This window comes from Streptomyces sp. NPDC016845 (assembly GCF_044332585.1).
Lineage (GTDB): Bacteria > Actinomycetota > Actinomycetes > Streptomycetales > Streptomycetaceae > Streptomyces.
This window is the reverse complement of sequence record NZ_JBIRPI010000027.1, coordinates 60296-86126: the sequence shown is the minus strand read 5'-3', so window position 1 is coordinate 86126 and position 25831 is coordinate 60296. Positions and strand designations below refer to the sequence as shown.

The 25831-nt window shown below is 73.0% G+C and carries 24 protein-coding genes and 1 pseudogene; 15 read left to right on the top strand and 10 right to left on the bottom strand.

Going from position 1 to position 25831, the window contains the following annotated elements:
• A pseudogene (locus tag ACH4RC_RS37170) lies at window positions 1-263 on the bottom strand (RNA polymerase sigma factor SigF); the annotation flags it as partial.
• Window positions 264-360: 97 nt separating this feature from the next.
• Entirely contained in the window at window positions 361-750 is a 390-nt protein-coding gene (locus ACH4RC_RS37165) for an ATP-binding protein (RefSeq protein ID WP_398208703.1), read from the bottom strand.
• Between the two features lie 263 nt (window positions 751-1013).
• Here ACH4RC_RS37165 and ACH4RC_RS37160 point away from each other — a divergent pair, with 263 nt between their 5' ends.
• From ACH4RC_RS37160 to ACH4RC_RS37140, 5 genes are all read left to right on the top strand, one after another.
• Window positions 1014-1415: an STAS domain-containing protein gene (locus tag ACH4RC_RS37160; protein ID WP_398208702.1), complete on the top strand. Its 402-nt coding sequence runs from the start codon at window positions 1014-1016 to the stop codon at window positions 1413-1415.
• Window positions 1416-1787: 372 nt separating this feature from the next.
• The gene (locus ACH4RC_RS37155; protein WP_398208700.1) at window positions 1788-8234 is read left to right on the top strand and encodes an SDR family NAD(P)-dependent oxidoreductase; all 6447 of its coding nucleotides are present in this window, start codon (window positions 1788-1790) and stop codon (window positions 8232-8234) included.
• 47 nt (window positions 8235-8281) lie between these two features.
• Window positions 8282-9496, top strand: a complete 1215-nt coding sequence (locus ACH4RC_RS37150) for a geranylgeranyl reductase family protein (RefSeq protein WP_398208699.1) — start codon at window positions 8282-8284, stop codon at window positions 9494-9496.
• Window positions 9497-9629: 133 nt separating this feature from the next.
• Complete coding sequence (locus ACH4RC_RS37145) at window positions 9630-10541, top strand: ABC transporter ATP-binding protein (RefSeq protein ID WP_398208697.1); 912 nt, start codon at window positions 9630-9632, stop codon at window positions 10539-10541.
• Complete coding sequence (locus ACH4RC_RS37140; protein ID WP_398208695.1) at window positions 10538-11299, top strand: ABC transporter permease; 762 nt, start codon at window positions 10538-10540, stop codon at window positions 11297-11299. The genes ACH4RC_RS37145 and ACH4RC_RS37140 overlap by 4 nt, the downstream gene beginning before the upstream one ends.
• A 31-nt stretch (window positions 11300-11330) precedes the next feature.
• Here the strand turns inward: ACH4RC_RS37140 and ACH4RC_RS37135 are convergent, their stop codons facing one another.
• Entirely contained in the window at window positions 11331-11591 is a 261-nt protein-coding gene (locus ACH4RC_RS37135; RefSeq protein WP_398208693.1) for a hypothetical protein, read from the bottom strand.
• Between the two features lie 137 nt (window positions 11592-11728).
• Here ACH4RC_RS37135 and ACH4RC_RS37130 point away from each other — a divergent pair, with 137 nt between their 5' ends.
• Together ACH4RC_RS37130 and ACH4RC_RS37125 are read left to right on the top strand one after the other, a co-directional pair.
• Window positions 11729-12250: a CAP domain-containing protein gene (locus ACH4RC_RS37130; protein ID WP_398208691.1), complete on the top strand. Its 522-nt coding sequence runs from the start codon at window positions 11729-11731 to the stop codon at window positions 12248-12250.
• A gap of 109 nt (window positions 12251-12359) precedes the next feature.
• Window positions 12360-12593 carry a hypothetical protein gene (locus ACH4RC_RS37125; protein WP_398208690.1) on the top strand — a complete coding sequence of 78 codons (234 nt, stop codon included), beginning with the start codon at window positions 12360-12362 and terminating at the stop codon, window positions 12591-12593.
• 67 nt (window positions 12594-12660) lie between these two features.
• On the opposite strand, the gene ACH4RC_RS37120 is transcribed toward ACH4RC_RS37125, so the two are convergent.
• Together ACH4RC_RS37120 and ACH4RC_RS37115 are read right to left on the bottom strand one after the other, a co-directional pair.
• A complete protein-coding gene (locus ACH4RC_RS37120) occupies window positions 12661-12999 on the bottom strand; it encodes a DUF3618 domain-containing protein (protein ID WP_398208688.1) in 339 nt (112 codons plus the stop codon).
• Entirely contained in the window at window positions 12996-13448 is a 453-nt protein-coding gene (locus tag ACH4RC_RS37115; protein ID WP_398208686.1) for a phage holin family protein, read from the bottom strand. Before ACH4RC_RS37115 ends, ACH4RC_RS37120 begins: the two co-directional genes overlap by 4 nt.
• 217 nt (window positions 13449-13665) lie before the next feature.
• On the opposite strand from ACH4RC_RS37115, the gene ACH4RC_RS37110 reads away from it, so the two are divergent.
• Window positions 13666-15387: a SpoIIE family protein phosphatase gene (locus ACH4RC_RS37110; protein ID WP_398208684.1), complete on the top strand. Its 1722-nt coding sequence runs from the start codon at window positions 13666-13668 to the stop codon at window positions 15385-15387.
• Window positions 15388-15397: 10 nt separating this feature from the next.
• Here the strand turns inward: ACH4RC_RS37110 and ACH4RC_RS37105 are convergent, their stop codons facing one another.
• The 4 genes from ACH4RC_RS37105 to ACH4RC_RS37090 form a co-directional block, all read right to left on the bottom strand.
• On the bottom strand, window positions 15398-15970 hold the full coding sequence (locus tag ACH4RC_RS37105) for a TetR/AcrR family transcriptional regulator (protein ID WP_398208682.1): 573 nt from the start codon (window positions 15968-15970) through the stop codon (window positions 15398-15400).
• A 55-nt stretch (window positions 15971-16025) separates the two neighbouring features.
• Window positions 16026-17207: an RNA polymerase sigma factor gene (locus ACH4RC_RS37100; RefSeq protein ID WP_398208680.1), complete on the bottom strand. Its 1182-nt coding sequence runs from the start codon at window positions 17205-17207 to the stop codon at window positions 16026-16028.
• Entirely contained in the window at window positions 17204-17608 is a 405-nt protein-coding gene (locus tag ACH4RC_RS37095) for a YciI family protein (RefSeq protein ID WP_398208679.1), read from the bottom strand. The genes ACH4RC_RS37100 and ACH4RC_RS37095 overlap by 4 nt, the downstream gene beginning before the upstream one ends.
• 76 nt (window positions 17609-17684) lie before the next feature.
• Window positions 17685-18467, bottom strand: coding sequence for an AraC family transcriptional regulator (locus tag ACH4RC_RS37090; RefSeq protein WP_398208678.1), 783 nt, complete (start codon window positions 18465-18467; stop codon window positions 17685-17687).
• Window positions 18468-18587: 120 nt separating this feature from the next.
• Here ACH4RC_RS37090 and ACH4RC_RS37085 point away from each other — a divergent pair, with 120 nt between their 5' ends.
• From ACH4RC_RS37085 to ppk2, 6 genes are all read left to right on the top strand, one after another.
• Window positions 18588-19724 carry an MFS transporter gene (locus tag ACH4RC_RS37085; protein ID WP_398208716.1) on the top strand — a complete coding sequence of 379 codons (1137 nt, stop codon included), beginning with the start codon at window positions 18588-18590 and terminating at the stop codon, window positions 19722-19724.
• Between the two features lie 83 nt (window positions 19725-19807).
• Window positions 19808-20806 (top strand): hypothetical protein, encoded by a 999-nt coding sequence (locus tag ACH4RC_RS37080; protein WP_398208677.1) that lies wholly within the window; start codon window positions 19808-19810, stop codon window positions 20804-20806.
• The gene (locus ACH4RC_RS37075) at window positions 20803-21198 is read left to right on the top strand and encodes a DUF6233 domain-containing protein (RefSeq protein ID WP_398208676.1); all 396 of its coding nucleotides are present in this window, start codon (window positions 20803-20805) and stop codon (window positions 21196-21198) included. Before ACH4RC_RS37080 ends, ACH4RC_RS37075 begins: the two co-directional genes overlap by 4 nt.
• A 190-nt stretch (window positions 21199-21388) precedes the next feature.
• Window positions 21389-21952: a DUF2243 domain-containing protein gene (locus ACH4RC_RS37070; RefSeq protein ID WP_398208674.1), complete on the top strand. Its 564-nt coding sequence runs from the start codon at window positions 21389-21391 to the stop codon at window positions 21950-21952.
• A gap of 11 nt (window positions 21953-21963) precedes the next feature.
• A complete protein-coding gene (locus ACH4RC_RS37065; RefSeq protein WP_398208672.1) occupies window positions 21964-22779 on the top strand; it encodes a cytochrome c oxidase assembly protein in 816 nt (271 codons plus the stop codon).
• 434 nt (window positions 22780-23213) lie between these two features.
• The gene (gene ppk2 / locus ACH4RC_RS37060) at window positions 23214-24161 is read left to right on the top strand and encodes a polyphosphate kinase 2 (protein ID WP_398208670.1); all 948 of its coding nucleotides are present in this window, start codon (window positions 23214-23216) and stop codon (window positions 24159-24161) included.
• Window positions 24162-24168: 7 nt separating this feature from the next.
• Here the strand turns inward: ppk2 and ACH4RC_RS37055 are convergent, their stop codons facing one another.
• Window positions 24169-24924 carry a helix-turn-helix domain-containing protein gene (locus ACH4RC_RS37055; RefSeq protein ID WP_398208668.1) on the bottom strand — a complete coding sequence of 252 codons (756 nt, stop codon included), beginning with the start codon at window positions 24922-24924 and terminating at the stop codon, window positions 24169-24171.
• A gap of 86 nt (window positions 24925-25010) precedes the next feature.
• Between ACH4RC_RS37055 and ACH4RC_RS37050 the strand changes: the two genes are divergently transcribed.
• Entirely contained in the window at window positions 25011-25826 is an 816-nt protein-coding gene (locus ACH4RC_RS37050) for a TSUP family transporter (RefSeq protein WP_398208666.1), read from the top strand.
• The last annotated feature ends 5 nt before the right edge of the window (window positions 25827-25831 follow it).

Genomic DNA, 25831 nt, shown 5'->3' with positions numbered 1-25831 from the left:
GGGCCCCGGTGCTTGAAGCGGGAGGCCGCGTACTGCACCAGGGACAGGTTCATCTCGATCAGCACATTGCGCACATAGCTGAATTCGGGGGTGCCCTCTTCGAGCCGGGTGAGCCGGTCGAAGAAGTGGCGGCCGACCTCACGGGCGTCCTTGGGCGCGACCGAGGCGGGGTCCGCGTACGCGCGCTCGATCAGCCGCCCCTCGACCACGTGGGTCGTGTCGGCCGTCTGCTGGGCCCGCTCTCGCTCTGCCACGCTGCTCATGTGTCCCGCCCTGTGTATGTCGATGTCGACCTTGCCTCCCCGTAGGCGTCCGGCTACCCCGCCTTCCGCCCCACACACATGGTGCCGGACAACTCTTTCACGGGAGCGCCACCATGGCGGTGATGGTCTTGCCGCCGGGCTCGATCTCGATGCCGAGGCGGGAGCTGAGGCGCTGGACCACCATCCAGCCGTAGCCGCCGGGCCGTCCGCGCTCGGGCCGTGAGGTGCACGGCACGTCCCTGCTGCGGTCGCTGACCCGCAGCTCCAGGGCGTCGCCGCGCAGCCGTGCGCTGAAGCTGGTGACTCCGCCGCCGTGCTGGAGCGCGTTGGACGTCAGCTCGCTGGCCACGAGCAACGCGTCGTCACGCAGGCGTCGCGCCGTGTTCAGCGGCAGGCCGCAGCACACCTCCATCAGCACCGAGCGGACGACGGACCGTGCCCCCGCACAGCTGGCGCGCTCTCCCTCAAGGGTCTCGGGAACGCTCATCACAGCGTGATCCTTTCTCTGCACGCGTGCAAACACTGCTCATATGTCGTCGTAAGCCCTCGCGTGCCCGCCGGTTCGAGCCCCACACTCGTCCGTCCGGGCAAAACCCGCATTTCCGCGGAGCGCGTTCACATCCGCGAAAACACTGGTGGACCAGGTGTTTCCACCGGGGTGGGTGTCTCCATGGGCGAAGGTGTCCCGCGAGGGGCCGGGCTCGGGGATCCGCCTGTCACAAGGCGGTGCTGATGTGGGAGGGTCGCAGGATGGTTCCCGACAGCCCGAGCATCGAACTCACCCAGCAGGAGCGGGTGGTCATCGTCTCGTTCCGCAACACGATCGAACTGGAGGAGCAGGACGAGGCCGGCCTCGCGCTCTCCGACGCGCGGACCGACACCAGCACCTCGGCCACCCTGCTCGACCTCGCCGATCTCACCTTCGCCGACAGCACGCTGCTCAATCTGATCCTGCGCGCGCACGCCGATCACCAGGAGCAGGCGCGGCCGTTCGTCCTGTCCGGCCCGTACCACAGCGGTGTCCAGCGGCTCTTCGAGATCACCGGGGTCACCGAGGTACTGGAGCTGGCCGGTACGCGCGACGAGGGTGTGCGGCGCGTCCAGGAACTTCTCGACACCGGCACGATGCCTCCCGACGGGCCGACGCCGTAGCCTGTCGCGCTCGCGGGGGCCGGGACCGGCCCCCGCGGGCGCGGAGGCGCAGGGTTCCCACTGCACAACCCGCGGGGGCCGATGCCACGCCAGTACCCGACATTCCGCCCCTTATGCCCCTGGGCGGGCCCGGCCCCCGCGGCCCGGCCCACCCAGGGGCACACATGTGACGCGGAGCCGCCGTCGATGCCGTTCATCCGGTAAGAGCCCGGATGATCCGCTAAGCGTCCGGCCGACCGGCTGAATCCGATGCGTTGGAGCGCGCGCGCTTCCCGACGCGCTCCCAGCCCCGTCCCCCATGTCCTTGGTCCGCGTCCGTCCGCATGCCGGAATGATCTTTCCCATTATCAAGTGGTGAAGGACGGACCGCTCATGCGCGTACACCCCGGCATCGAAGACCCCGGCGCGGGTCAGGACGAACCGATCGCGGTCGTGGGGGCCGCCTGCCGGTTCCCCGGCCAGGTGTCGTCCCTCAACTCCCTGTGGCGGTTGCTCCTCGCCCGGCGGGAGACGATGCGCGAGGTGCCCGCCGAGCGGTGGGAGCGGGCGGAGCTGGCCGGACTCCCCGCCACGGTCGCGGACCGGCTGCGCTACGGCTGCTTCCTGGACGACGACATCTACGCCTACGAGCCCGAGTTCTTCGGCATCAACGCGCAGGAGGCGCCCTGGGTCGATCCGGAGCACCGACTGCTGTCCGAGGTCGTCTGGGAGGCCATCGAGCACGCCGGGATCCCGGCCCAGCGGCTGTCCGGCACCTCCACGGGCATGTACTTCGGGATCTACCAGAAGGACTACATGCTGCGTGTGCAGCGTCCGCTGGAAGAGGTCAACGCCTACGCGATGTACACCGGCTTCGACAGCATCGGCCCGGGACGCGTCGGCTTCATGCTGAACCTGCGGGGCCCGCAGGTCGTCATGGAGAGCGCCTGCGCGTCCGGGCTCGTCGCGGTGCACACCGCCTGCCAGAGCCTGCGCAGCGGCGAGTCCGACGTCGCCCTGGCGGGGGCCGCCATGCTGACCCTGGGCCCCGAGGGCGTGATCGCCCCCGCGCTGTGGGGCGTGTTCTCCCCCACCGGCCGCTCCCACGCCTTCGACGCCGCCGCCGACGGCTACGTACGCGGCGAGGGCTGCGGCGTCGTCGTGCTCAAGCGCCTCTCGGACGCCGTACGCGCCGGGGACCGGATCCTCTCGGTGGTGCGCGGCACCGCCGTCAACCAGAACGGGCGGGGCACGCGGCTGAGCGCGCCCTCGGAGCCCGCGCAGACCGACCTCTACCGCATGGCCCTGGAGCGCGCCGGCGTCGAGGCCGGTGACGTCGGGATGGTCGAGGCGCACGGGCCGGGCACGGCGGTGGGCGACCCGATCGAGTTCGCCGCGGTGGCCGCCGTGTACGGCAAGGGGCGCGACCGGTGCGCGCTCGGCTCGGTGAAGACGAACATCGGCCACACCGAACCGGTGTCGGGCGTGGCGGGCCTGCTGAAGGCGATCGCCGCCCTGCGCCACGGCATGGTCCCGGCCAGCCTGCACTTCACCGACTGGAACCCGCAGATCGACCCGAGCGGCACCCGCCTGTTCGTGCCGACCGACACCACCGACTGGCCGGTGCGGGACAGCGCGCGCCTCGCCGCCGTCTCCTCCTTCGGCATCAGCGGCACCAACGTGCACGTCGTCCTGGAACAGCCGCCCACCCTGCCCGCCCGCCGGGTTCCGCGCCCCGCGCCCCCCGGTGGCGTCGAGGCGCTGCGCGAGGAGGCCGACGCCCCGCGCGTCTTCCCGCTCTCCGCCGGTACGCCGGTCGCCCTGCGCTCCGCGGCCGGCCGCCTCGCCGACTGGCTGCGCGGCGAAGGCGCACGGGCCCCGCTCGGCGACGTGGCGCACACCCTCGCCGTACGCCGCTCACCGTCCCGGGAACGCGCCGCCGTCGTCGCCACCGACCGCACGGAACTGCTCACCAGGCTGGACGAGTTGGCAGCCGGGAACGCGCCCGCCGCCGGAGTGGCGACCGGCAGGGCCGTGCCCGACGCCGGGCAGGGCGTGGTGTGGGTCTTCTCGGGACACGGCTCGCAATGGGGCGGCATGTGCCGCGAACTCCTCGACAAGAACGCGGAGTTCACCCGCGTCATCGACGCACTCGAACCGCTCGTGGCCGAGGAGTCCGGATTCTCCCTGCGCGAGACGCTGGGCAGGACCGAGGTCGTGACCGGCTTCGACCGCGTGCAGCCGGTCATCTTCGCCATCCAGCTGGGGCTCGCCGCGATGTGGCGCTCCCACGGCGTCGAACCGGCCGCCGTCGTCGGGCACTCCATGGGCGAGGTGGCCGCGGCGGTCGCCGCCGGGGCCCTGAGCGTGCGGGACGGCGTCAAGGTCATCTGCCGCCGCTCCCGGCTGATCCTGCGCGCCTCCGGCAAGGGCCTGATGGCCTCGGTCGCGCTCGGCCGCGCCGAGGTCGAGCGGCTGCTCGCGGAGCAGGACGTGCGCGGCGTGAGCGTCGCCGTCGTCGCCTCGCCGCAGACCACGGTCGTCGGCGGCGACGCGGACCGCATCCGCCGCCTCGCCGAGGAGTGGGACGCGCAAGGTGTCGGCATCCGCGTGGTCGAGGTCGACGTCGCCTCCCACACCGCGCACATGGACCCGATCCTCGACGACCTCGCCGACGCCCTCGCGGACGTCACCGGCACCACCGCGCACACGGCCTTCTACAGCACCGTCGGCGACGACCCGCGCGAGCACGCCGCCTTCGACGCCGCCTACTGGTGCGACAACCTGCGCCGAGAGGTGCGCTTCGCCGACGCGGTGCGGGCCGCCTCCGACGACGGGCACCGGCTGTTCGTCGAGATCGGCCCGCACCCCGTCCTCGTCCACCCGGTGCAGGCCACCCTCACCGACCGGGGGGCCGACATCGCCGTCGTGCCCTCGCTGCTGCGCGACACCGACGACGCGCTCGCCTTCCACACCCACGTCGCGGCGCTGCACTGCGCGGGCCACCCCCTCAACTGGGCCGTCCGCTACGGCGACGGGACCCTGGCCGACGTACCGCCGACCACCTGGGAGCGCACCCGCTACGTGGTCGACCCCTCGCCGCTGCGGCAGTCGTCCGGGGCCCACGCCTCCCCCGCCGCGCACCCGCTGACCGGGCCGCACACCGCGGACCCCGACGGCGAGGGCCGCCATCTGTGGCAGACCCGGATCACCCCGACGACCGTGCCGTGGCTGGACGCGCACCGCGTCAACGACGTCGCCGTCGTGCCGGGGGCCGCGCTGTGCGAGATGGCCGTGTCGGCCGCCGCGGACCTGTACGCGGTCGGCCCGGACCGCGTCCGCCTGACCGGCGTCGACCTGGAGCGGCTGCTGCTGCCGACCGCCGACGGCACGCCCGTCACCGCGACCGCCGAGGCCGCCGGGCCCGACACCGCCCACTGGCGGGTGGTCAGCACCACGCCCGACGGCACCTCCGTCCGCCATGCCACGGCCCAGCTGCACGTCACCCCCGCCGACGGGGCCGCACCGCAGGACTGCGACCTCGACGCCCTGCTCGCGGAGTTCCCGCACGCCGTGGACGCCGAGGACGTCTACCGGCAGATGCGCGAGGAGCGCGGCGTCCACCACGGCACGCCGTTCCTCGGCCTCCAGGCCCTCTACACGGACGGCTCACCGGCCGACCAGCCCGGCACCCGCCTCCTCGCCCGTGTTCAGGTGCCCGACACGGGGCGCGCGTCCGCGCAGGCCCTGCACTGTCACCCCGTCGCGCTGGACACGTGCCTCCAGGCGATCGCGGGTGTCGTCCTGCGCAGCGGTTCCGTCCCCGAGGGCGGCATCCTGCCGCGCGGCATCGAGGCGCTGCGGCTCTACAGGACGGTCCCGCTGAGCGGATACTGCCAGGTCACCCTCGTACGGATGGAAGGCGACCGGTACCTGGCGGACTTCCGCCTGTGGGACGACGACGGAGCCGTGGCCGCCGACGCCACCGGGGTCGAGTTCCGCCACGTACCCGCCGAGAGCGACCAGGAGCGGTTCGACCGGCGGCTGTTGCAGGCGGCCTGGGAGCCGTCCGAGCGGCCCGCGCCGCAGGCGGCGGCCGGGGCCTGGACCCTGCTCGCCGAGCCGGGGCGCGAACCGTTCGCGGCCGACCTCGGCAGTGTGTTGCGCGAGCGGGGCGCCACGGTGGAGGTCCGCCCGTTCGGCCCGGAGACCGTTTCGGAGCTGCCGTCCGGCAACCACGTCCAGGCCGTCGTGTACCTGCCCGCACCCGGCGGCTCGTCCGTGTCCGCCGAACGCCTTGCGCGGGCGCAGGTCGGCCGCCTGGCGGAGGCGGCCCGCGCCCTCACCGCCGGGGCGGACCCCGATGCGGCGCCGCGTCTGTGGACCGTCACGTCGACGGCCCAGCACGTCACGCCCGGGGACCATCCCGACCTGGGCCAGGCCGGTCTGCGCGGCCTGGTGCGGGTCCTCGGCTACGAGCACCCCGAGCTGCGGCCCGCGATCCTGGACGTCGAGCCGCGGACCTCGGCCGCGGACGTCGCCGCCGAGCTCCTTGCCTGCCCCGCCGAGCAGGACGAGATCGCGCACCGCAACGGCGCCCGGTACCTGTCCCGGCTGCGCAACACGCCCCTCGCGGAGCAGGAGCGCCGCAGGACCACCGTCGACCGCGCCCACGACCGGGTGGCGCTGCACCTTTCGCACCCCGGTGACCTGGACTCCTTCGAGTTCGTGGCGCAGACCCGGCGCCGCCCCGCGCCCGGCGAGGTCGAGGTGCGGCTCGACGCCACCAGCGTGAACTTCATCAACGTGCTCCAGGCCATGGGCGTCTACCAGCGCTTCGACGTCGGCGAGGGCCACACGGACGTCAGCGCTTTCGACGGCGCGGGCGTCGTCACCGCCGTCGGCGACGGGGTCCAGGACGTACGCGAGGGCCAGCGCGTCGCAGCGATGTTCGTGGACGGGTCCCGGTCCACGCTCATGTCCTCCTTCGCGACCGTCCGCGCCGACTGCCTCCTGCCGGTGCCGGACGGGGTCGGCATCCAGGACGCCGCCGCGCTGCCGTGCGCCTACCTGACCGCCTGGTACGGGCTTCGGCACCTGGCCCGGCTGCGACCCGACGAGAAGGTGCTGATCCACTCGGCGAGCGGCGGCACCGGTCTCGCCGCGCTGCACCTCGCCCACGCCCGCGGCGCCGAGGTCCTGGCCACCGCGGGCAACGAGGCCAAGCGGACGTACCTGCGCGGCCTGGGCGTCACCCACGTCATGGACTCGCGCACCCTGGACTTCGCCGACCGGGTCCGCGAACTCACGTCGGGCCGCGGCGTCGATGTCGTCCTCAACTCGCTCACCGGTCCCGCCCAGTCCGCCGGGCTCGACCTGCTCGCGCACCGGGGCCGCTTCCTCGAACTCGGCAAGCGCGACATCTACGCCAACACGCGGCTCGGCCTGCTGCCCTTCCGGCAGAACGTCACCTTCGCCGGGATCGACATCCTGATGATGATGCAGCGCGACCCGGAGCTGCTCGCCGAGGGCTACCGGGAGCTCTCCGGCATGCTCGCGGACGGCACCCTGCCCCTGCTGCCCGTCACCCAGCACCCCGTCACCGAGGCGTCGTCGGCGTTCCACACCATGGCGTCGGCGCGGCACATCGGCAAGCTCGTCCTGACCTGGCCGGGCGAGGGGACCGACCTGCTGGTCGTGCGGCCCGAGGACGTACCCGTCGTACGGGCCGACGGCAGCTACCTGGTCACCGGCGGGCTCGGCGGGCTCGGGCTCCTCGTCGCCCGGTGGCTGGCCGAGCGCGGGGCGGGAGCCGTCGTCCTCACCTCGCGCGGTGAGCCGGCACCCGCCACCCGCGCCGGACTCGACTCCCTGACCGCCGAGTTCGGCACCCGCGTCGAGGTCGCGTGCGGGGATCTCGCCGAGCCGGGCGTGGCCGACACGCTCGTACGGTCCGCCGCGAGGACCGGGCATCCGCTGCGGGGCGTCGTGCACGCCGCGGCCGTCGTCGAGGACGCCACCGTCGCCAACCTCTCCGCCGACCTCCTGGAGAAGGTGTGGCGGCCGAAGGCGACCGGGGCCCGGCTGCTCCACGAGGCGACCATCGGCGAGGAGCTGGACTGGTGGGTCACCTTCTCCTCCGCCGCGTCGCTGCTCGGCAACCCCGGGCAGGGCGCCTACGCGGCCGCCAACGCCTGGCTCGACGAGTTCACCTCGTGGCGCCGCGCCCAGGGCCTGCCCGCCACCTGCGTCAACTGGGGTCCGTGGGCGGAGGTCGGCCGCGGTACGGAGATGGCGGGCCGGGGCTACGCCATGATCGAGCCCGCCGAGGGCATCGACGCGCTGGAGCGCGTCCTGAGCCACGACCGTGACCGCACCGCCTACACCCCCCTCGACCTGCACCGGTGGCTGGACTCCTACCCCGCGACCGCCCGCACCGCCTTCTTCGCCGAACTGGCCGTCTCGGCCTCGGTCGAGGACCGGGCGGGCGGACGCAGCGCCCTCCTGGAGTCCCTGCGGGAGACGGAGTGCCCGGAGCGCCGCCAGCAGCTCCTGCTGCCCGAGGTCGTCGAGCACATCTCCGCGGTCCTGCGCCTCGCGACCGACCGGTTCGACGCCAACACCTCGCTCGTCACGCTCGGCCTGGACTCGCTGATGGCCATCGCCCTGCGCAACCGTCTCCAGCGCGAACTGGCCCTGTCCATCCCGACGACGGTGATGTGGACCCACCCGACGGCCTCCGCGCTCACCCGCTACCTCCTGGCTCGTCTCGCCCCCGCGCAGGACGGCGTGCCCGCCCAGGCGGAGCCCGCCGACGCCTCGCCGGCCGTCACCGGCTGACAGCTCCCCACCCGCACTTCCCGTCCGACCGCTAGGTGGTCCCCCGTATGCCCCCTTCCTCCTCCTCCGTCTGGGACGTGATCGTCGTCGGCGCCGGTCCGGCCGGCTCCACGGCCGCCCGTGTCGCGGCCGAGCAGGGCTGCAAGACCCTGCTCCTCGAACGCGCCGCCATCCCCCGCTACAAGACCTGCGGGGGCGGCCTCATCGGCGCCTCCCTCGCCGCCCTGCCGCCCGGCCTGCCGCTGAAGATCTACGACACCGCCGGCCGGTTCACCTTCACCCACAACGGCGACAGGGAACGCACCCTCGACTCCACCAGCCCCACCATCACCATGGTCTACCGCAGCGAACTGGACGCGTCGCTGGCCGAGGCCGCCTGCGCGGCGGGCGCCACGCTGCACGACAGCACCGCGCTGACCTCCGTCGAACAGGACGGCGACACCGTCACCGTGCGGACCAACCGCGGCGGGACGCTGCGCGCCCGCGCCGTCGTCGGCGCCGACGGCAGCGCCAGCCGGGTCGCCCGGTACGTGGGCGTGCGGTGCGCGCAGGTCGACCTCGCCCTGGAGGCCGAGGTGCCCGTGGACGAGCGGACGGCCGAGCGGTGGCGCGGCCGGCTGCTCATGGAGTGGGGCCCGCTGCCGGGCTCCTTCGCCTGGGTCTTCCCCAAGGGCGACATCTGCACCGCGGGCGTCGTCGCCGCGCGCGGCAACCCGGTAGCCCTGCGCGCCTACAAGGAGGACTTCCTCGCCCGCCACGGGTTCGACAAGGCCACCCCGGTCCACGACACCGGACATCTGACCCGGTGCCGGGAGCCCGGCTCCCCGCTGGCGCGCGGGCGCGTCCTGGTCGCCGGTGACGCCGCCGCGCTCTTGGACCACTGGTCGCGCGAGGGCATCTCGTACGCCCTGCGCTCGGGCGACCTCGCGGGGCAGGCCGCCGCGCGGCTCGTCGCCTGCGCGGCGAAGGCGGAGGCGGGCGCCGTCACCGACGGGTACGGCGAGGAGATCGACAGCGGGCTCGGCGTCGAGATGCGCGCCAGCGGGACGCTGATGAACCTGTTCGCGCGCAACCCCGGGCTCGTCCACACGGCGTTGACCCGGGTGCCCGCCGCGTGGCGCCGTCTCGACGCCTACATCGCGGGCCGCACCAGCGTCGCCGGGATCATGTCCACGCCGCTGGCGCGCGGCGCGACCGCGCTGGCCGTCCGGCTCCCCCGCGCACGGGACAACTCGCCTGCCGCGGAGGCGATCCGTGCCTGAGAACGACTGAGCGGACCGGGACGGCAACGACGATCAAGGCGTGACTTTGCGCCTCCTGAGCCGTTGATGGGGCAATGGGCTGTTTTGCGACGTAAGTCCCCCGCCCCGCCGTCCCGGGAGGGGTCCTCCCCTGATGAAACGCAGTGGTGCTGTGCAAGAGACCGAACCCGCCCCGGCCCCGCCGGGCCACCTTCCCGCCGTCTCCGCGTACGGCCTCCAGGTGGTGCGCGGCGGCCGCCCCGTCCTGACGAACGTCACGTTCAGCGTCCCGCGGGGCTGCATCGTGGGCCTGCTCGGCCCGAGCGGCTGCGGCAAGACCACCCTGCTGCGCTCGGTGGTCGGCGTGCAGCAGCCCACCGGCGGCCACGTGCAGGTGCTCGGATTCCCCGCGGGGGCCAAGCGGTTGAGCACGCGCGTGGGGTACGTGACGCAGGCCCCCTCGGTCTACGCGGACCTGACGGTCCTGGAGAACCTGCGCTACTTCGCCGCCGCCCTCGGCATGCGCGGCTGGCGGCGGGAGGACGCCGTGGTCCGCGTGGTCAAGGAGGTCGACCTCGCGGGCTATGCCGACAAACTCGTCTCACGCCTCTCCGGCGGACAGTACTCGCGCGTCTCCCTCGCTGTGGCGCTGCTCAACAAGCCGGACCTCCTTGTGATGGACGAACCGACCGTGGGCCTCGACCCGATGGTGCGCCGCGAACTGTGGCTGGTGTTCACGCAGTTGGCCGCAGAGGGAACCACCTTGCTCATCTCCAGCCATGTCATGGACGAGGCGGACCGCTGCGACCGTCTGCTGTTGATGCGCGCGGGACGCCTCCTCGCGGGCGCCCCGCGCAGCACGCTCCTGGAGCGCACCGGCTGTTCCGACGCGGAAGAGGCTTTCGTGCACCTGGTGGAGGCGGCCACGCAGGCCGAGGCCAAGGCGCGGCAACAAGCCGCCGCGCAAGCCCTGTTGCCGGAACTCCCCGGCCTGTACGGGCTGCACGACCAGGCCGGCGCCTCGGACCTCGAGCGCACCTACTTCGCCATGGAGCCGCGGCCGTGAACCGTGCGCGCCTGAGCGAGAAGCTGCCGTTCTCCCCCACCGTCACCGGCGCGACCGCCGTACGGGTCCTGCACCAGATCTCCCGCGACCGGGGCAGCACCGCACTGCTGCTCGCCATCCCCTGCATGCTCATGGTGCTGCTGAAGCTGATGTTCCACGGTTCGGAGGCCTCCTTCGAGCGCGTCGGCCCGCAGGTCTTCGGCATCTTCCCGGTCATCGTGATGTACCTGGTGGCGTCCATGTCGACGCTGCGCGAACGCACCACGGGCACCGCCGAACGGCTGCTGACCATGCCGGTCAGGCGCCTCGACATCGTGCTCGGCTACAGCTTCGCCTTCACCGTCCTGGCCATGCTGCAGGCGGTGCTCTCCACCCTGCTGTGCGTCGGCCCGCTGGGGCTCGACATCAAGGGCCCGGCCTACCTGCTGATGGTCGTCGCCATGCTCGGCGCCCTGCTCGGCCTGGCGCTCGGCCTGCTGGTCAGCGCGTTCGCCCGCAACGAGTTCCAGGCGGTGCAGTTCCTGCCGGCCGGTGTGCTGCCGCAGTTCCTGGTGTGCGGCCTGTTCGTCCCCCGCGACGAGATGCAGGGCGCCCTGTCGGCCGTCGCCAAGCTCATGCCGATGACCTACGCGGTCGAGGCCGCGAGCCAGGCCGCGGCGCACACCGGCGTCACCGGCGTCTTCGTCCGCGACGTCCTGCTGATCCTGCTGTGCGTGATCCTCGTCCTCGTCGCGAGCGCGGCCACGCTCAAGCGCTGAGCGCTGAGCGCGGCCGCGGCGAGACGCCCCGTCAGTCCCGCGTGTTCCAGGAGAAGGTGCCGTTGACCTCACCCTCGTGGGGGACGTCGAACGGGCCGAAGTGCAGCGGCTCGTCATCGTCGTCATCGTCGTCGTCACCCGGGTAGGCGGAGTCGGCCGACGGGCCCGGGTAGGGCACGGCCTGCACCGGGTGCGTCGCGGCGGAGGCCGCGGAGCCGACGGCGACGACACCGAGGGCCAGGGCGAGCACCGCGAGCGGGGCAAGGGCGAGACGACGAAGCTGCTTTTGCATGAAAAACCTCCTGGTTGCAAGGAAGGACAGAAAGGGAACCGCAGTTTGTTCTCACCCTATTCGCCGTCCTGCTCGCGCGACGACGGGAAATGCCGCGTACACCTGAAGGAAGGGAATAAAAAGAAAGTGAGAAAACCGTGACCGCACCGCTCCGGCCCCTGTACCACGGCGCGTTCGCCCTCCTCGTCGCCCTCCTCGTCGCGCTGCTTCCGAGCACGCGAACGGCCCACGCGGCACCGCACCCCGCGCCCGCGCCGCCCTCGCACCCCCGTGCGGCCGGCGTTGCCGGCGACGTGCTCGCCGGCGTCAACAGACATCGCCAGGCGGCCGGTTGCCGCCCGGTCCGCGCACAGGCCGCGCTCAACCGCTCCGCACACGCCCACAGCCTGGACATGGCCGGTCACCAGCGGCTGCAGCATCCAGGGTCGGACGGGAGCGGCCCGTTGGAGCGGATGCGGGCGCACGGGTTCCGGGCTGCCTACGCCGGTGAGGCCATCGCCCGCGGGGCGGACGGCGCGGCAGCGGTCGTCGAGCTGTGGATGGACAGCCCGTCGCACCACGACCTCATCCTCACGTGCCGCTTCACGCACGCGGGCGTCGGCCGGGCCGAGGGGCCCGGCGGGCCCTGGTGGACCCTGGATCTGGCGTCGAAGCGATAGACGCATAATGCGGTGGGCGCCCACGCGGCTTTTCCTTCGGCATTTCGACGTGCTGATCACACTTTCGAGGGAGCTGTGACCGGGCTCGCGAAGCCTCGTTTAACGCGGTATGCGAATTCGTACCCTTCAGCGCGCCGCCGTCCTGCTCGTAGCTCTCGTCGCCGTCCAGGGCGGCGCGTCCGCCCTCGCCGACGGGAAGAGCCCGAAGCCGCCGGCCGGGCCGACCGTCCAGTCGGGCCGCGTCGACCCGCTGGCCCCGTTCTCCCAGAGCGCTTCGGCGCTCGCGAAGGTGGCCGCGCCGTTCGTCAACGCGGCCAGCGACGTGATGTTCCCCCGCACCTGACAAAACGTCCGGGGCCCGTTCGACACGGGCCCCGGAAGATCTGCCTGGCGGGTCTTCGCCTCCGCCGCTACTTCTTCTTGCGGCGCACCAGCGCGACGACGGTCACCACCGCCACACCCGCCGCGATCAGCATCGCGCGCTTGTCCCGTACCGGCTCGGGCGCCTTGTCCTGCCACACCTGCTGGGCCTGCCCGGCCTTCGCCTTGGCCTGCGCCGTCAGCTCCGAGGCCTTCGCCGCCGTCTGCTCCTTGAGCGCGGCGGCCTTCTCCTGTGTACGAGCCTTCACATCCGCCTTGTCCGCCAGCGCCTGGACCGTGTCGCCCAGTTCGTGCCGGGTCTGCTCGACCTGGTCGCGCAGCTCCTCGGTGCTGGTGGCGGTGGGCTCGTCGTGGGGCGGCTGCGTCATCGCTTGGCACTCTCCTTGATCTCGGCCACGTCGGCCTTCACGCTGTCGATGGTCTGCTCCGGGGTGGGGGGAGCGGCCTGGCTGAACTCCTTCTTGCCGGTCAGCGCAAGGACGGCGGTGACCACACCGAGCACGGCCGTCACGATCAGCGCCGCCGCCCAGACCGGCAACGGCACCGCGAGCGCCGCGATCGCGGTGGCGACCAGCGCCTGCAGGGTCAGGAAACCGGCGAGGCCGGCTCCGCCGAAGAGGCCCCCGCCCTTGCCGTAACGCTTGCCCTTCTCCTTCATCTCCGCCTGTGCCAGCCGCATCTCGCCGCGCACCAGCTGCGTCAGCTGCTCCGAGGCGCGCTGGACCAGCTCGCCGACGGGCTCTCCGGACGTGCCGGTGGACACGGAGGTGTGGCCGGGCACCTGCCCGGACGTGTGCCTGGCTGCTGTCTCGTCCATCCTGGGTCCTCCTTTCTGTGAGTGACGCTGCAGTACCCCGGGCCGACCAAGTACCCCCGAAAACGCAGAACTGACACCTCTTCGCCACGATTCCGGCACCTCGTCCGGCGCTCCGGGGCCGAGCCACGCCCCGGCGGGCGCCGAGGGTTGACCTACTGTTGGCGGGGTATCCACTGTTGTCTTTACCACCCCGCAGCAGTCATCACCGAGGACACGCATGGACGTCGCCGACAACGGCACGGGGGATCCCGGCGCGACCGGTCCCCACGGGCTCTCCGGAGCCCCGCTCGAAACCGTGCTGGCAGGTTTCAGCGCGGCCGCGCTCCTCATCGACGAGGACGGCCTCATCGTCGCCGCCAACGACGCGGCCTGCGCGATGTTCCGCACCGGCGTCGAGGAGCTGGTCGGTGAGGACGCCCACGACCACCTGCACCGGGACGACCACGGACAGGCCGTGCCCCGCACCCGCTGCCGCCTGCGCAAGGCGCTCCTCACCGGGAACACCCAGCACGGCGACGTGGAGTGGTTCGCCCGCAAGGACGGTTCCCTCGTCCGGTCGTCGTGGCTCGTCACCCCCCGTGCGGCCGGATCGGGTCCCGCGGGCACGATCGTCCTGTTCTACGCGGCGCACAGCGACGAGCCGGCCGGTGCTCCGGAGCCGCTGACCGAGCTGGACCGCCTGGCGCTGCTCGCCGAGACGACGACACAGCTCACCTCCACCCTGGATGTCGACGAGGCGCTGCACCGCCTCGCCGCCCTGACCGTGCCCCGCCTCGCGGACTGGGCGGTGATCGACCTGGTCACCGACCGCGGCGAGGTACGGCGCGCCCTCGTGGTCGAGCGCAAGGACGACCTCCTGGCCGAGCGGGACGACCTCCAGGGGCCCATGCCGCCCGTGCCCGAGGAGTCCCCCATGCCCCTCTCGCGGGCGTTGCGCGGCGCCGCCTCGTCGCTGGCCACACCGGCCACGTACCAAGGGCCGCCCGACTCCGGCATCGCCGTCGAGCAGAGCCGCCTGTTCACGGCGACCGGCATGCACAGCGCCGCCATCGCGCCCATTCGCGGTCTGCGTGACGTGCTCGGCGCCCTGACTCTGGGCCGTTCGCGACGCCCCGACGCCTTCACCGCCGCCGACCTGCCGCTCCTGGAGGACATCACCCGCCGCGCGGGCCTCGCGCTCGACAACGCGCGCCTGTACGAGCGTCAGCGCAAGGTCGCCGAGACCATGCAGCGCCACCTGCTGCCCCAGTTGCCGACCGTGCCCGGGGTGGAGATGTGGGCGCGCTACGTGCCCGCGCCGGACGCGTCCGCGGTCGGCGGCGACTGGTACGACGCGTTCGCGCTGGCCGACGGGGACCACGCCCTCGCCATCGGGGACGTGGTCGGGCACGACCTCGACGCCGCGGCCGGGATGGCGCAGGTCCGCAACATGCTGCGGGCGTTCGCCTGGTCCCGGGCCGGGGCGGCGCCCAGCGCGATCGTCTCCCAGCTCGACGAGGCCGTGCGGCACATCGCCGAGGCGTCCATGGCGACGATGACCCTGGCCAGGCTCGCCGTCGGCGAGGAGGACGGGCTGTGGCGGCTGCAGTGGACGAACGCCGGGCACCCGCCGCCGCTGCTCGTCCACCACGACGGGCAGGCCCGGTACCTCACCGACGCGCACGGCCTTCTGCTCGGCACGGGGATCACCAAGGCGCGGCCCGACGCGGTCGCCGTCCTGCCGCCGCGCTCCACCCTCGTCCTGTACACCGACGGCCTGGTCGAGAGCCCGCACCGCTCCATCGACCACGGCCTCGACCGGCTGCGCCGGTACGCCGCCTCGCTCGCCCGGCGCCCGCTCGAGTCCTTCTGCGACGCCCTGCTCGCCCAGGTCCGCCCGGACGACAACGAGGACGATGTCGCCCTGCTCGTCGTGCGCACCCCCGCGGCGCGGGCCTGACGCCGGCCGTTCAGGGCTGCCGCAGTCCGTGGAAGAGCAGGTCGATCAGGCGGCGCGGGTCGTAGCGGGGGTCGGTGTCGCGTCCGACGCAGAGGTTGCCGATGCCGCGCATCAGCTCGTACGGCTGGGTGCCCGGCCTGATCTGGCCGGCGCCCTCCGCGGCTTGGAGCAGTTGGGCGCAGACGGGCAGCAGGCGGTCGAGGAAGTGGGTGTGCAGCGCGGCGAAGCGCTCGCTGTCCGACTGCAGGGCGTCGGCGAGCCCGTGCTTGGTGACGAGGAAGTCGACGAAGAGGTCGACCCATCGGCGCAGCGCCTCGACCGGGCTCCCGGCGCTTTCGAGCAGCTCCGGCCCCGCCTCGGCGCACGCCTCGATCTGATGCTCGTAGACCGCGGTGACGAGGTCGGCCCGGGTCGGGAAGTGCCGGTAGATCGTGGCCATCCCGACGCCCGCCCGCGCCGAGATCTGCCGGATCGGCGCGTCGACGCCGGACGTCACGAACACCTCGGCGGCGGCGCCGAGCACGGTCTCCCGGTTGCGCTGGGCGTCGGCCCGCTTGCTCCGTACGGGCGGGTCGGTGGGCATGTCGCTCTCCTTCGGCACGCGCCGCGTCCGGGTGCAAGGGGAGCGGCGTTCCGCTTCACGGTAGCGGATGCGGCTGCCCCGCCGGTCCACCGCTGGTGCGCAGCCGCGCGTTGAGCCGGGCGGCCTGGCGGGTGAGGTGGTCGCGCTCGGGGATGTTGGGCGTCGAGCGGGCGGCCTGGGCGTAGAGGCGTGCCGCGGTCGCCGGGTCGCCGTCGTGCTCGTGCAGGTGGGCGGCGACGGCGGTGTACCGGGGCAGGGCCGGGTCGAGCTCCGCCAGGGCGGCGAGGCCCGCGCGGGCGCCGTCCGCCTCGCCGACCGCGACGGCCCGGTTGAGGCGGGCCACCGGGCTGCCGGTGAGGCGGACGAGCTCGTCGTACCACTCGACGATCTGCACCCAGTCGGTCTCCTCGGCGCTCTGTGCGTCGGCGTGCAGCGCGGCGACGGCGGCCTGGGCCTGGAACTCGCCGAGCCGGTCGCGGGCGAGGGCCGTTTGCAGAATGCCGATGCCCTCGGTGATCAGCCCGGTGTCCCACCGGCCGCGGTCCTGTTCGGCGAGGGGTACGAGCCTGCCGTCGGGGCCGGTCCGTGCCGGGCGCCGGGCGTGGTGGAGCAGCATGAGCGCGAGGAGGCCCGCGACCTCCTCGTGGCGGGTCATGGCCGCGAGCTGCCGGGTGAGCCGGATCGCCTCGGCGGCGAGGTCGACGTCGCCGGAGTAGCCCTCGTTGAAGACGAGGTAGAGGACGCGCAGCACGGTGGCGACGTCGCCGTGCCGGTCGAAGCGGACGCCGGAGACGGTCCGTTTCGCCCTGCTGATGCGCTGGGCCATGGTCGCCTCCGGCACCAGGTAGGCCTGGGCGATCTGCCGCGTGGTCAGGCCGCCGACGGCGCGCAGGGTGAGCGCGACGGCCGACGCCGGGGTCAGGGAGGTGTGCGCGCACAGGAAGTACAGCTGAAGGGTGTCGTCGACCGTCTCGCCGGGGCCCGGCGCGGGCTCGGCGTCGACCAGCTCCTCCCGGCGCCGCCGCGAGCCCTCGGCGCGGGCGGCGTCGAGGAACTTCCGCCAGGCGACGGTGATCAGCCAGCCCTTGAGGTCCCGCGGCGGGCCCTCGACGTCCTTCCGCACGACCTCGACGAGGGCGTCCTGCACCGCGTCCTCGGCCGCCGCGAAGTCGGCTCCGCGCCGGACGAGGACACCGATGACGGCGGGCACCAGTCCCCGCAGCAGGGACTCGTTCACTCGGTCGGGCAGTGCTCGGCGTAGACCGGGCGCACCTCGAGCCACTCATGGACCGGCTTCCCGCCCGCGCCCGGCGCCGCGGACAGTTCACCGGCCAGCTCGATCGCGCGCTCGTACGTCTCGACGTCGATCACCGTCCACCCGGCGATCAGGTCCTTGGTCTCCGCGAACGGTCCGTCGGTGACCGGCGGCCGCCCCTCGCCGTCGTGGCGGACGAAGGTGCCCTCGGGCAGGAGCGCCCGGCTCTCGACGAGCTCACCGGTCTTCTCGAGCCGGGCGGCGAACTCGTTCATGTACCGCACGTGCGCTGTGACCTCCTCCGGCGCCCACTGGTCCATCGGCACGTCGTTGACCGGCGCCGGCGCGCCCCGGTAGTGCTTGAGAAGCAGGTACTTGGCCATGGTGCTCTCCTCGCTGGGGTACGGCCATTGTGGCCGCGGTCGCTCCTGGGACGGAACCGCGTCCGCGTTCTCGACATCACCCCGGAAGTTTTCTCGGGGACGTGCGCACACCCGCCCGGTAGGCCCCCGGCGTGACCCCCGTGCTCCGGGCGAACGTGTCGACGAAGGCGCTGGGCGTCGACCAGCCGCAGGCGTGGGCGGTGTCCGTGACGGTGGCGCCCTCGGCGAGCATGACGAGCGCGGTGAGGATGCGGACACGGGTGCGCCACTGGGGGTAGGTCAGGCCGAACTCGTCGCGGTAGAGGCGGGAGAGGGTGCGTTCGCCGGTGTGGGTGCGGGCGGCCAGCTGGGCGAGGGTGCGCGGGGTGCGCAGGTCCTGCTCGACGAGGCGGCAGGCGTCGGCGAGGCGCCGGTCGCGGGCGGCGGGGAGGGCGACGGGTTCGGCGGTGACGCGGCGCAGCCGGTCGCGCAGCACGGCCTCGATGTGCCGGGTCTCCGAGGGGGTGAGCGGGGTGCTGGTGAGGGCGACGAGGAGTTCGCGTACGAGGGGGTCGACGGCGATGACCGCGGGGCGGCCGGCGGGGAGCAGGGGCGGTCCGGCGCCGGTTCCCGCGGGGAAGCCGACGGTGTGGAAGCGGCTCTGGCCGTAGAAGCGGTGTGCGTGCCAGGTGTGCGCCGGGATCCAGACGGCGCGGTCGTTGGCGGCGACCCACGAGCCGTGTTCCGTGGTGATCGCGAGGACGCCGGAGCTGACGTAGATGAGCTGGTGGTCGTCGTGGCGGTGCCGGTCGATGGTGTCGCCGCCGTCGCGGAACTGGGTGCTGGTCGGCGCGACGGGCGTGTGGCGGATCTGCGACATGGCTCGGCAGAATACGGGAAGCGCGCCCGGCGCCCCAGCGGCCATGTTGGCCGGGTGACAGCTATTCAGGAGACGAGTTCGTCCCGCGGCGCCGGTGACCGGCCCGGGCACTGGCGCCGGATGCGGGTCTGGGCCGGGGCCCATGCCGTCGACGACTTCTATCAGGGACTGGTGCCCGCGGCCGTCCCGTACTTCGTGCTGCAGCGCGACTTCGGTTACGTACAGGCGTCGGGGCTCGCGCTCGCCGCGACGCTGGGCAGCGCCTTGCCGCAGGTGCCGATCGGGCTGCTCGCCGACCGGTACCGGATGCGATGGATGTCGCCGCTCGGCATCGGCCTGGCGGGGACGGGGGCGGGGCTGTCCGGGCTTGTGCCGTCGTACCCGCTGGTGTTCGCGCTGCTGCTGACGGCGGGGATCGGGATCGCGATGTTCCATCCGCCCGCGGGGCGTGACGCGCGCCGTGCGGCCGGGGGCAGCGCCACGGCGATGAGCTACTTCGCCGCGGGCGGCAGCGTCGGCTTCTTCGCCGGCCCGGCGCTCGTCACCCCCGCCCTGGACGCCTTCGGCATCGGCGCCACCGCGCTGTTCATCCCGCCGGCCGTCCTCATGGGCTTCATCCTGCTGCGCCATCACCGGCGCACGTCCGGTGCCGCCGCCGAGAAAGTGCGGCGCGAGGGCGTGGACCGCCCCCGTCTGTTCGCGACGCTGACCGCCGTGGAGGTCGTACGGTCCACCATCTCGACGGGGCTGAACACCTTCATCTCTCTGTACTGGATCCGGCACCTGGGGGCGAGCAGCGGGCTCGGCGGACTCGCGCTCACCCTTGAGCTCGGCGGCGGCGTTCTCGGCACGCTCCTCGGCGGCCGTCTCGCCGACCGCATCGGGATGGTCCGTACGGTGCAGATCGGCAACGCGGCGATGCTGCCCGCCCTGGCGCTGATGCTGCTCTGCGCCGACAAGTACGCCGCGCTGCCGCTGGCGCTGCTCGTGGGGCTGGTCTCGAACATCCCCTTCGCCGTGCTCGTCAAGCTCGGCCAGGACTACTTGCCCAGCAGGCCCGGCACGGCGGCCGGCGTCACCCTGGGCCTCGCGCTGAGCGCGGGCGGTCTGTTCATGCCCGTACTCGGCCTGGTGGCCACGGACTACGGGCCGCGCGGCGCGCTCATGGTCCTGGCCGCGGTGCCGGTGGTGGCGATCCTCCTGTCCATGGCGCTGCGCGAGCCGGATCGGCCGGGGCCGGATTCCGCCCGGATGTGACGGCCGGAGGGGGAGACCTGGCGTTCCTCGCATGGCATGTTCGAATACTTGTTCGGTATTGTTCTGGGTGGGAGGTGGCTGTGATGCCCAGGACTGACGTCGAGGCGACGGTGATGCACGTGCGCGTGCCCGCGGGGCTGCCCGAGCCCGCCTACCGGGAGGTGCTCGAGGCGCTCGCGGAGATATCACCGGTGGTGCAGGCCCTGCCGCCGGGCGCCGCCGTCGTGGAGCTGCGCGGTGCGCTGCGCTGTCACGGGGTGCCGGCGCTGCGCCTCGCCGAGCGGGTCCGGGTGCGTTCGCTGGCCCGGCTCTCGGTCGACCTGCGGATCGGGCTCGCGCCGACCTGGGCGGTGGCGGCCACGGCGTCGGCGCGGGCGCCGGAGCACGGCGGCATCGTCGCCGTCGCGCCGGACGAGGTCGAGGGCTTCCTCGCGCCGCTGCCCGTCGCGGAGCTGCACGGCGTCGGGCCCGTGCACGCCGCGGCGCTCACCGACTACGGCATCCACACCGCCGGCATGCTCGCCGCGCTGCCCCTGGCCACGATCCAGCGGGTGCTCGGCGGACGGCCGGGACGCCTCGCCCACGACCGGGCCCGCGGCATCGATCCGCGTCCGGTCACCCCGAGGACGCTGCCGATGTCGGCGGCCGTACGGCACCGGTTCGAGCGGCAGGTGATGGACGGCGCCACCGTCCGCGCCCGCCTCCTGGACCTGATCGTGCGGCTCGCCGCCACCCTGCGCACCCGCGACCAGGTCGCCCGCGGGCTCACCCTGCAGCTCGACTTCGCCGCCGGTGCCCGCTGGACCAGGACCCTGCGCCTGCCCGAGGCCTCCGCCCACGACGAGGACCTGCGCACCGCCGCCTACCGGCTCATGGACCGCGCGGGCCTTCAGCGCGGCCGCCTCGTCGGACTGCTCGTCCGCGCCGAGGACCTGGTCGCCGCGGGCACCGCCGCCGAGCAGATCAGCCTCGACCGCGGCCGCGAGATGCGCCTGCGCGCCGAACAGGCCGTCGACCGCGCCAACCAGCGCTTCGGCCACGGCAGCGTCGGCCCCGCCGCCCTGCTGCACAAGGCGGCGTGAGCACCGTGGAAGCCGACACCGCCAGCGCTGCCGACGCCGCCGGCACCGGGCAATCCGCGGCGACCGACCGGCTGACGCAGCTCGAGTTCCTCAAACGCGTCCAGGAACGCGACCTCGCCCGCACTCAGCGCTGGATCGAGGACGAGAAGCGGCGCCGCGCGGAACACACGCGCGGTGCGGCCGCCCGCCCCGAACCACCCGAGTGGCTCCTCGAGGTGGGCCTGACGGGACGCGCCGCCGTCTACGTCCACACCGGCGGCTGTCACATGGCGGGCAAACGGTCCCGCGCGATCACGGCGGACCAGGCCCGCGACGCGCTGCACAACGGTCCCGTCCCGGCGTGCGTCCACTGCCGCCCGGACACGGCACTCGGTGTGGGCATCAACAGTTGAGCGTCTGACCGACACGGCACTTGATCTGGGCATCAACAGTTGAGAACCCGACCGTCCGGCCGCCGACCACCGTCGGCCGGACGGTCATCGCTGCCATTCGGCCGAATGGCCGCCCGTTCGTGAGGCACCGCCCAGGATGGGCACACGTGTACTGGCCCAGACACATACGTATCAGCGGACGGGACAGTTGATGGCGACCACAGATCAGGTACGGGCGGGCACGGAGCCCCGCAGCATCCAGCTCCCCGGAATCGTTCTCGGGGTGGGGCTCGGCGGGTTCGTGGACGGCATCCTGCTGCACCAGCTCCTCCAGTGGCACCACATGCTGACCAGTACCGACACCGACCGGATCGGGGCGAAGTACTACCCGGCGAACACCGTCTCCGGTCTGGAGATGAACACGGTGTGGGACGGCATCTTCCACGTCGTGTGCTGGGTCGCGGTCGTCCTGGGCCTCGGCATCCTGTACGCGCGGGTCACCCACCACCGCCGCCGCGTGTGGACCTCACGTGTGCTGTGGGGCTGGATCCTCGTCGGATGGGGTGTGTTCAACGTCGTCGAGGGCCTCCTCGACCACCAGATCCTCGGCATCCACCACGTGCACGGCGGCCCGCACCAGGTCTGGTGGGACATGGCGTTCCTGCTCCTGGGCGTCCTCCTGATCGTCGGCGGCTACCTGCTCCAGCGCTCCGGGAGCCCCTTCGACCCCGACGCGGAGAGCGCCGGCTCCGAGTACACCGCCCGGCGGGTGTGATGAACCACGACATGCACGAGCACATGCCCGCGTCCGGCGCGGGCGGTGACGTGTGGGCCGTCCTGCTGCCCGCCCTCGCCCTCGCGCTGCCGGCGGGTGCCTACCTCCTCCTGGTCGTACGGGCCCGTCGCCGCAACCCCGTCCAGGGCTGGAGCCACCTCCGGACAGCGGCTTTCCTGACCGGGTGTCTGCTGCTCGCCGCGGCCCTGCTACCGCCGCTCGCACCCTTCGCGCACGGGGACTTCCGCGGACACATGGCGCAGCACATGCTCGTCGGCATGTTCGCGCCGCTCGCCCTCGTCCTCGGCGCACCGGTCAGCCTGGTGCTGCGCACCCTGCCCGCCACTCGCGCCCGCACGCTGAGCGCCGTGCTGCACAGCCGCCCGGCGCGCGTCGTCGCCCACCCGGTCGTCGCGCTCGTCCTGAGCACGGGCACCCTCGCGGTCCTGTACTTCACCCCGCTCTACAACGCGACGACGGACCGGCCCGTACTGCACTGGCTGATGCATGTTCACTTCCTGCTGTCGGGCTGCCTGTTCGCCTGGGTCGTCGCCGGTCCCGACCCCGCACCGGCCAGGCCCGGCGTGCCCGCGCGGCTCGTCGTCCTCGGCGTCGCCGTCGCCGCGCACGCCACGATCTCCCAGCTGATGTACGGCGGCTTCCTCATCGACGTACGCGCACCCGTCGAGCAGGTGCAGGCGGGCGCCCAACTCATGTACTACGGGGGCGACATCGCCGAACTGCTCCTCGCGGCGGCGCTCGTCGCGACGTGGCGGCCCGAGCGCCGACGGCGGGTGCGGACGGCCGCCGTGCCGACCGCCACGTAGCCGTAGGATCCGGGCGTGGAGACGACATGAGCGGCGCCCTGAAGACCTGGACTTCGGGCTGACCGTCATCTCCGACGCGTGCGTGGACCTCGGCCCGGAGGTGCACCAGGTCCTCACCGGGCGGCTGTTCCCCCAGGGGGCGGATGTCGTCACCGTCGACGACCGGGTCGCCGCCGTCGCCCCCACGGCCTGAGGCCGGGGTGGTCCGGCGGCCTGGTCGGGGGTGGTCCGGTGGCCGCCCGCCTCACTGCCGAAGCGGGCCCGACCGGTCAGCCGGCGCCTCCACCCGTGCGGTCGCACGCGCGGACGCCCGTACGCGCGGACACGCAGGCCGACTCTCCCAGTCTCACCGGGAAATCCGCCCGGACAAGGGGCCAAGTGGCCCGCTTTTCCGACAAACGGCAGGGTAGGGACGTACCCATGAGGACTGGACGATGAGCGACAAGACCGAAGAACACCTCCTGGACGGGCTGAGCGTCGACGACTCACAGCCGGAGCGGCCGATACTCCTGGACGAGGACGGCCGTCCGCTGCGCACCTGGCGTGAGAATTATCCGTACACGCAGAAGCTGAAGCGCGCCGAGTACGAGCGGCGGAAACGCCTGCTGCAGATCGAGTTGCTCAAGCTGCAGAAGTCCATCCGCGACCAGGGGCAGCGCGTCATGGTGCTCTGCGAGGGACGCGACGCGGCCGGCAAGGGCGGCACCATCAAACGCTTCACCGAGCGGCTCAACCCGCGTGGTGCACGCGTGGTCGCCCTGGACAAGCCGACCGAGCGGGAGGCGGGCCAGTGGTACTTCCAGCGCTACGTCACGCATCTGCCGAGCGCCGGGGAGATCGTCTTCTTCGACCGCTCCTGGTACAACCGCGCGGGCGTCGAGCCCGTCATGGGCTTCTGCACGCCACAGGAGCACCAGCAGTTCCTCCGGCAGGCGCCGCAGTTCGAGAAGATGCTCACCGATGACGGCATCACCCTGATCAAGTTCTGGTTCTCCGTCTCCCGCTCGGAGCAGCGCACACGTTTCGCGATCCGGCAGGTCGACCCCGTACGCCAGTGGAAGCTCTCCCCCACCGACGTCGCCTCGCTGGATCTGTGGGACGCCTACACCAAGGCCAAGGTGCAGATGTTCCGGGCCACGGACACCGATCACGCGCCGTGGACCGTGGTGAAGACCAACGACAAGCGCCGCGGCCGCCTCGAGGCCATGCGCCACCTGTTGCTGCGGTGCGACTACGAGTCCCGGGACGAGGACGCGGTCGGGAAGCTGGACCCGCTCGTCATCGGCCCCGCCGACACCCTGCTCGAATCGGGCGAGGACCCGACGGACCTGTCGCCCAGCAAGCTCGCCGGTTATGTGGAGGGGCGGGGCCAGCACCCCTGAACACGCCTCACCTGAAGTGGGACGGCGGGGCGCCGAACGCGCGGGAGAAGGCCGCGGTGAACGCGGCGGGCGAGGCGTAGCCGAGCCGCCCCGCGACCGCGGTCACGCTCTGCGTCGTCAGGAGCGGCAGGCTCGCGAGGAGGCGGGCGCGGGCCCGCCAGGTCGCGGGGCTCGCGCCGGTCAGCTCACGGAAGCGGCGGTCGAAGGTGCGCGTGCTCATCGCCGCCGACCGCGCCCACTCGGAGTTGGTGAGCGCGGCGTCCGGCGCGGCCAGGTAAGCGCGGCAGAGCGCGCGGAACGGCTCGTCGCGCGGCAGGGAGATCGCGAACGGTACGGGCGCCATGCGGCGCAGCTCGTGCAGGGCGAGCCGGACGAGGGCTCCGTCGCGGCCGGCGGTGTCGTAGTCGGCGTCGAGGTCGTTCGCCGCGCGGAGCAGCTCGCGCAGGAGCGGGCCGACCTGGATGACCGTGCACGAGGCCGGCCACCAGGGGACGGCGTCCGGCTCGACGTAGAGGCTCCAGGTGGAGACGCCGAGCATGCGGACCTCGTGCGGTGTGCGCGGCGGGATCAGTACGGCCCGGTCGGTGGGGACCGTCCACGCACCGTCGTCGGTCTCCACCTGCATCGCACCGGTCGCGCCGTAGAGCAGCTGGGCCCGGCGGTGCGTGTGCCGGCGGAGCAGGAAGTCCGGCGGGTAGTCGGCCCCGATGGGGAGCACGTCCACCGGCAGGTGATCGAGGTCGTCGACGGAGACGTTGCGCACGGCGGGCAGTCTAGATGGCTGAGACGCGAAGGTTCTCGTCAAGGTGTCGATTGCCGGTCAGCGCGGCGGCGCGGTGCAATCGGGTGGTGTCTCCACCCGGTATCTCCCTCGTCCTCGTTCTCGTCCTGCTCCTCATCGGTCTCCTCGTCGGGGTGACCACCGTCCTGTTCGGTTTCGGCGGCGGTTTCGTGACCGTCCCGGTGATCACCGTGGCGGACGCCGCACTCGGCGGGGACGCGGTACGCGTCGCCACGGCGACATCGGCCCTGGTCATGCTCGTCAACGCCGTCGTGGCCACCCTCGCCACCCGGCGCGAGACATTGGCCCGCCTGCGAGGACGCGCGGCGCTGTTCGTCCTCCTCGGGCTCGGCGGCGCGCTCGGCGCGGCCGCCGCCCGCATCGTTCCCGGCGCCGTCATCCGCTGGGGCTTCGTGCTCTACGTGGCGGTGACCGTGGTCGATCTGCTCACGCGCCCGGGGTTCATCCGACCGGCGCCCGTGACGCCCCGAGCCGCCCGGGACCAGGGGATGCCGACCGTGCTCGGTCTGCCGATCGGCGGGATCGCCGCCTTCCTCGGGGTCGGTGGCAGCGTGATGACCGTGCCGCTGATGCGGCGCGCGGGTGCGCCGATGCCGGTGGCCGCCGCACTGGCGAACCCGCTCACCCTCGTGCTCGTCGCCCCTGCCCTGCTCGTCTCGCTGCTGACGCGCGGGCACGTACCGTCCGGCGCGGGGCTCGTGGGCTCGGTGGACGTCGTCTCCGCCCTGGCCCTGCTCGTGGGCTCGCTGCCGGTGGTCGTGGTGGTGCGGCGCCGCCCGCCGCGCGTCCCCGAGGTCTTGCATGCCGGTACGTACATCGCCCTGCTGGTGGCGGCGGGGGCCGCGGTCGCGGTCACGGGCTGAGCCCG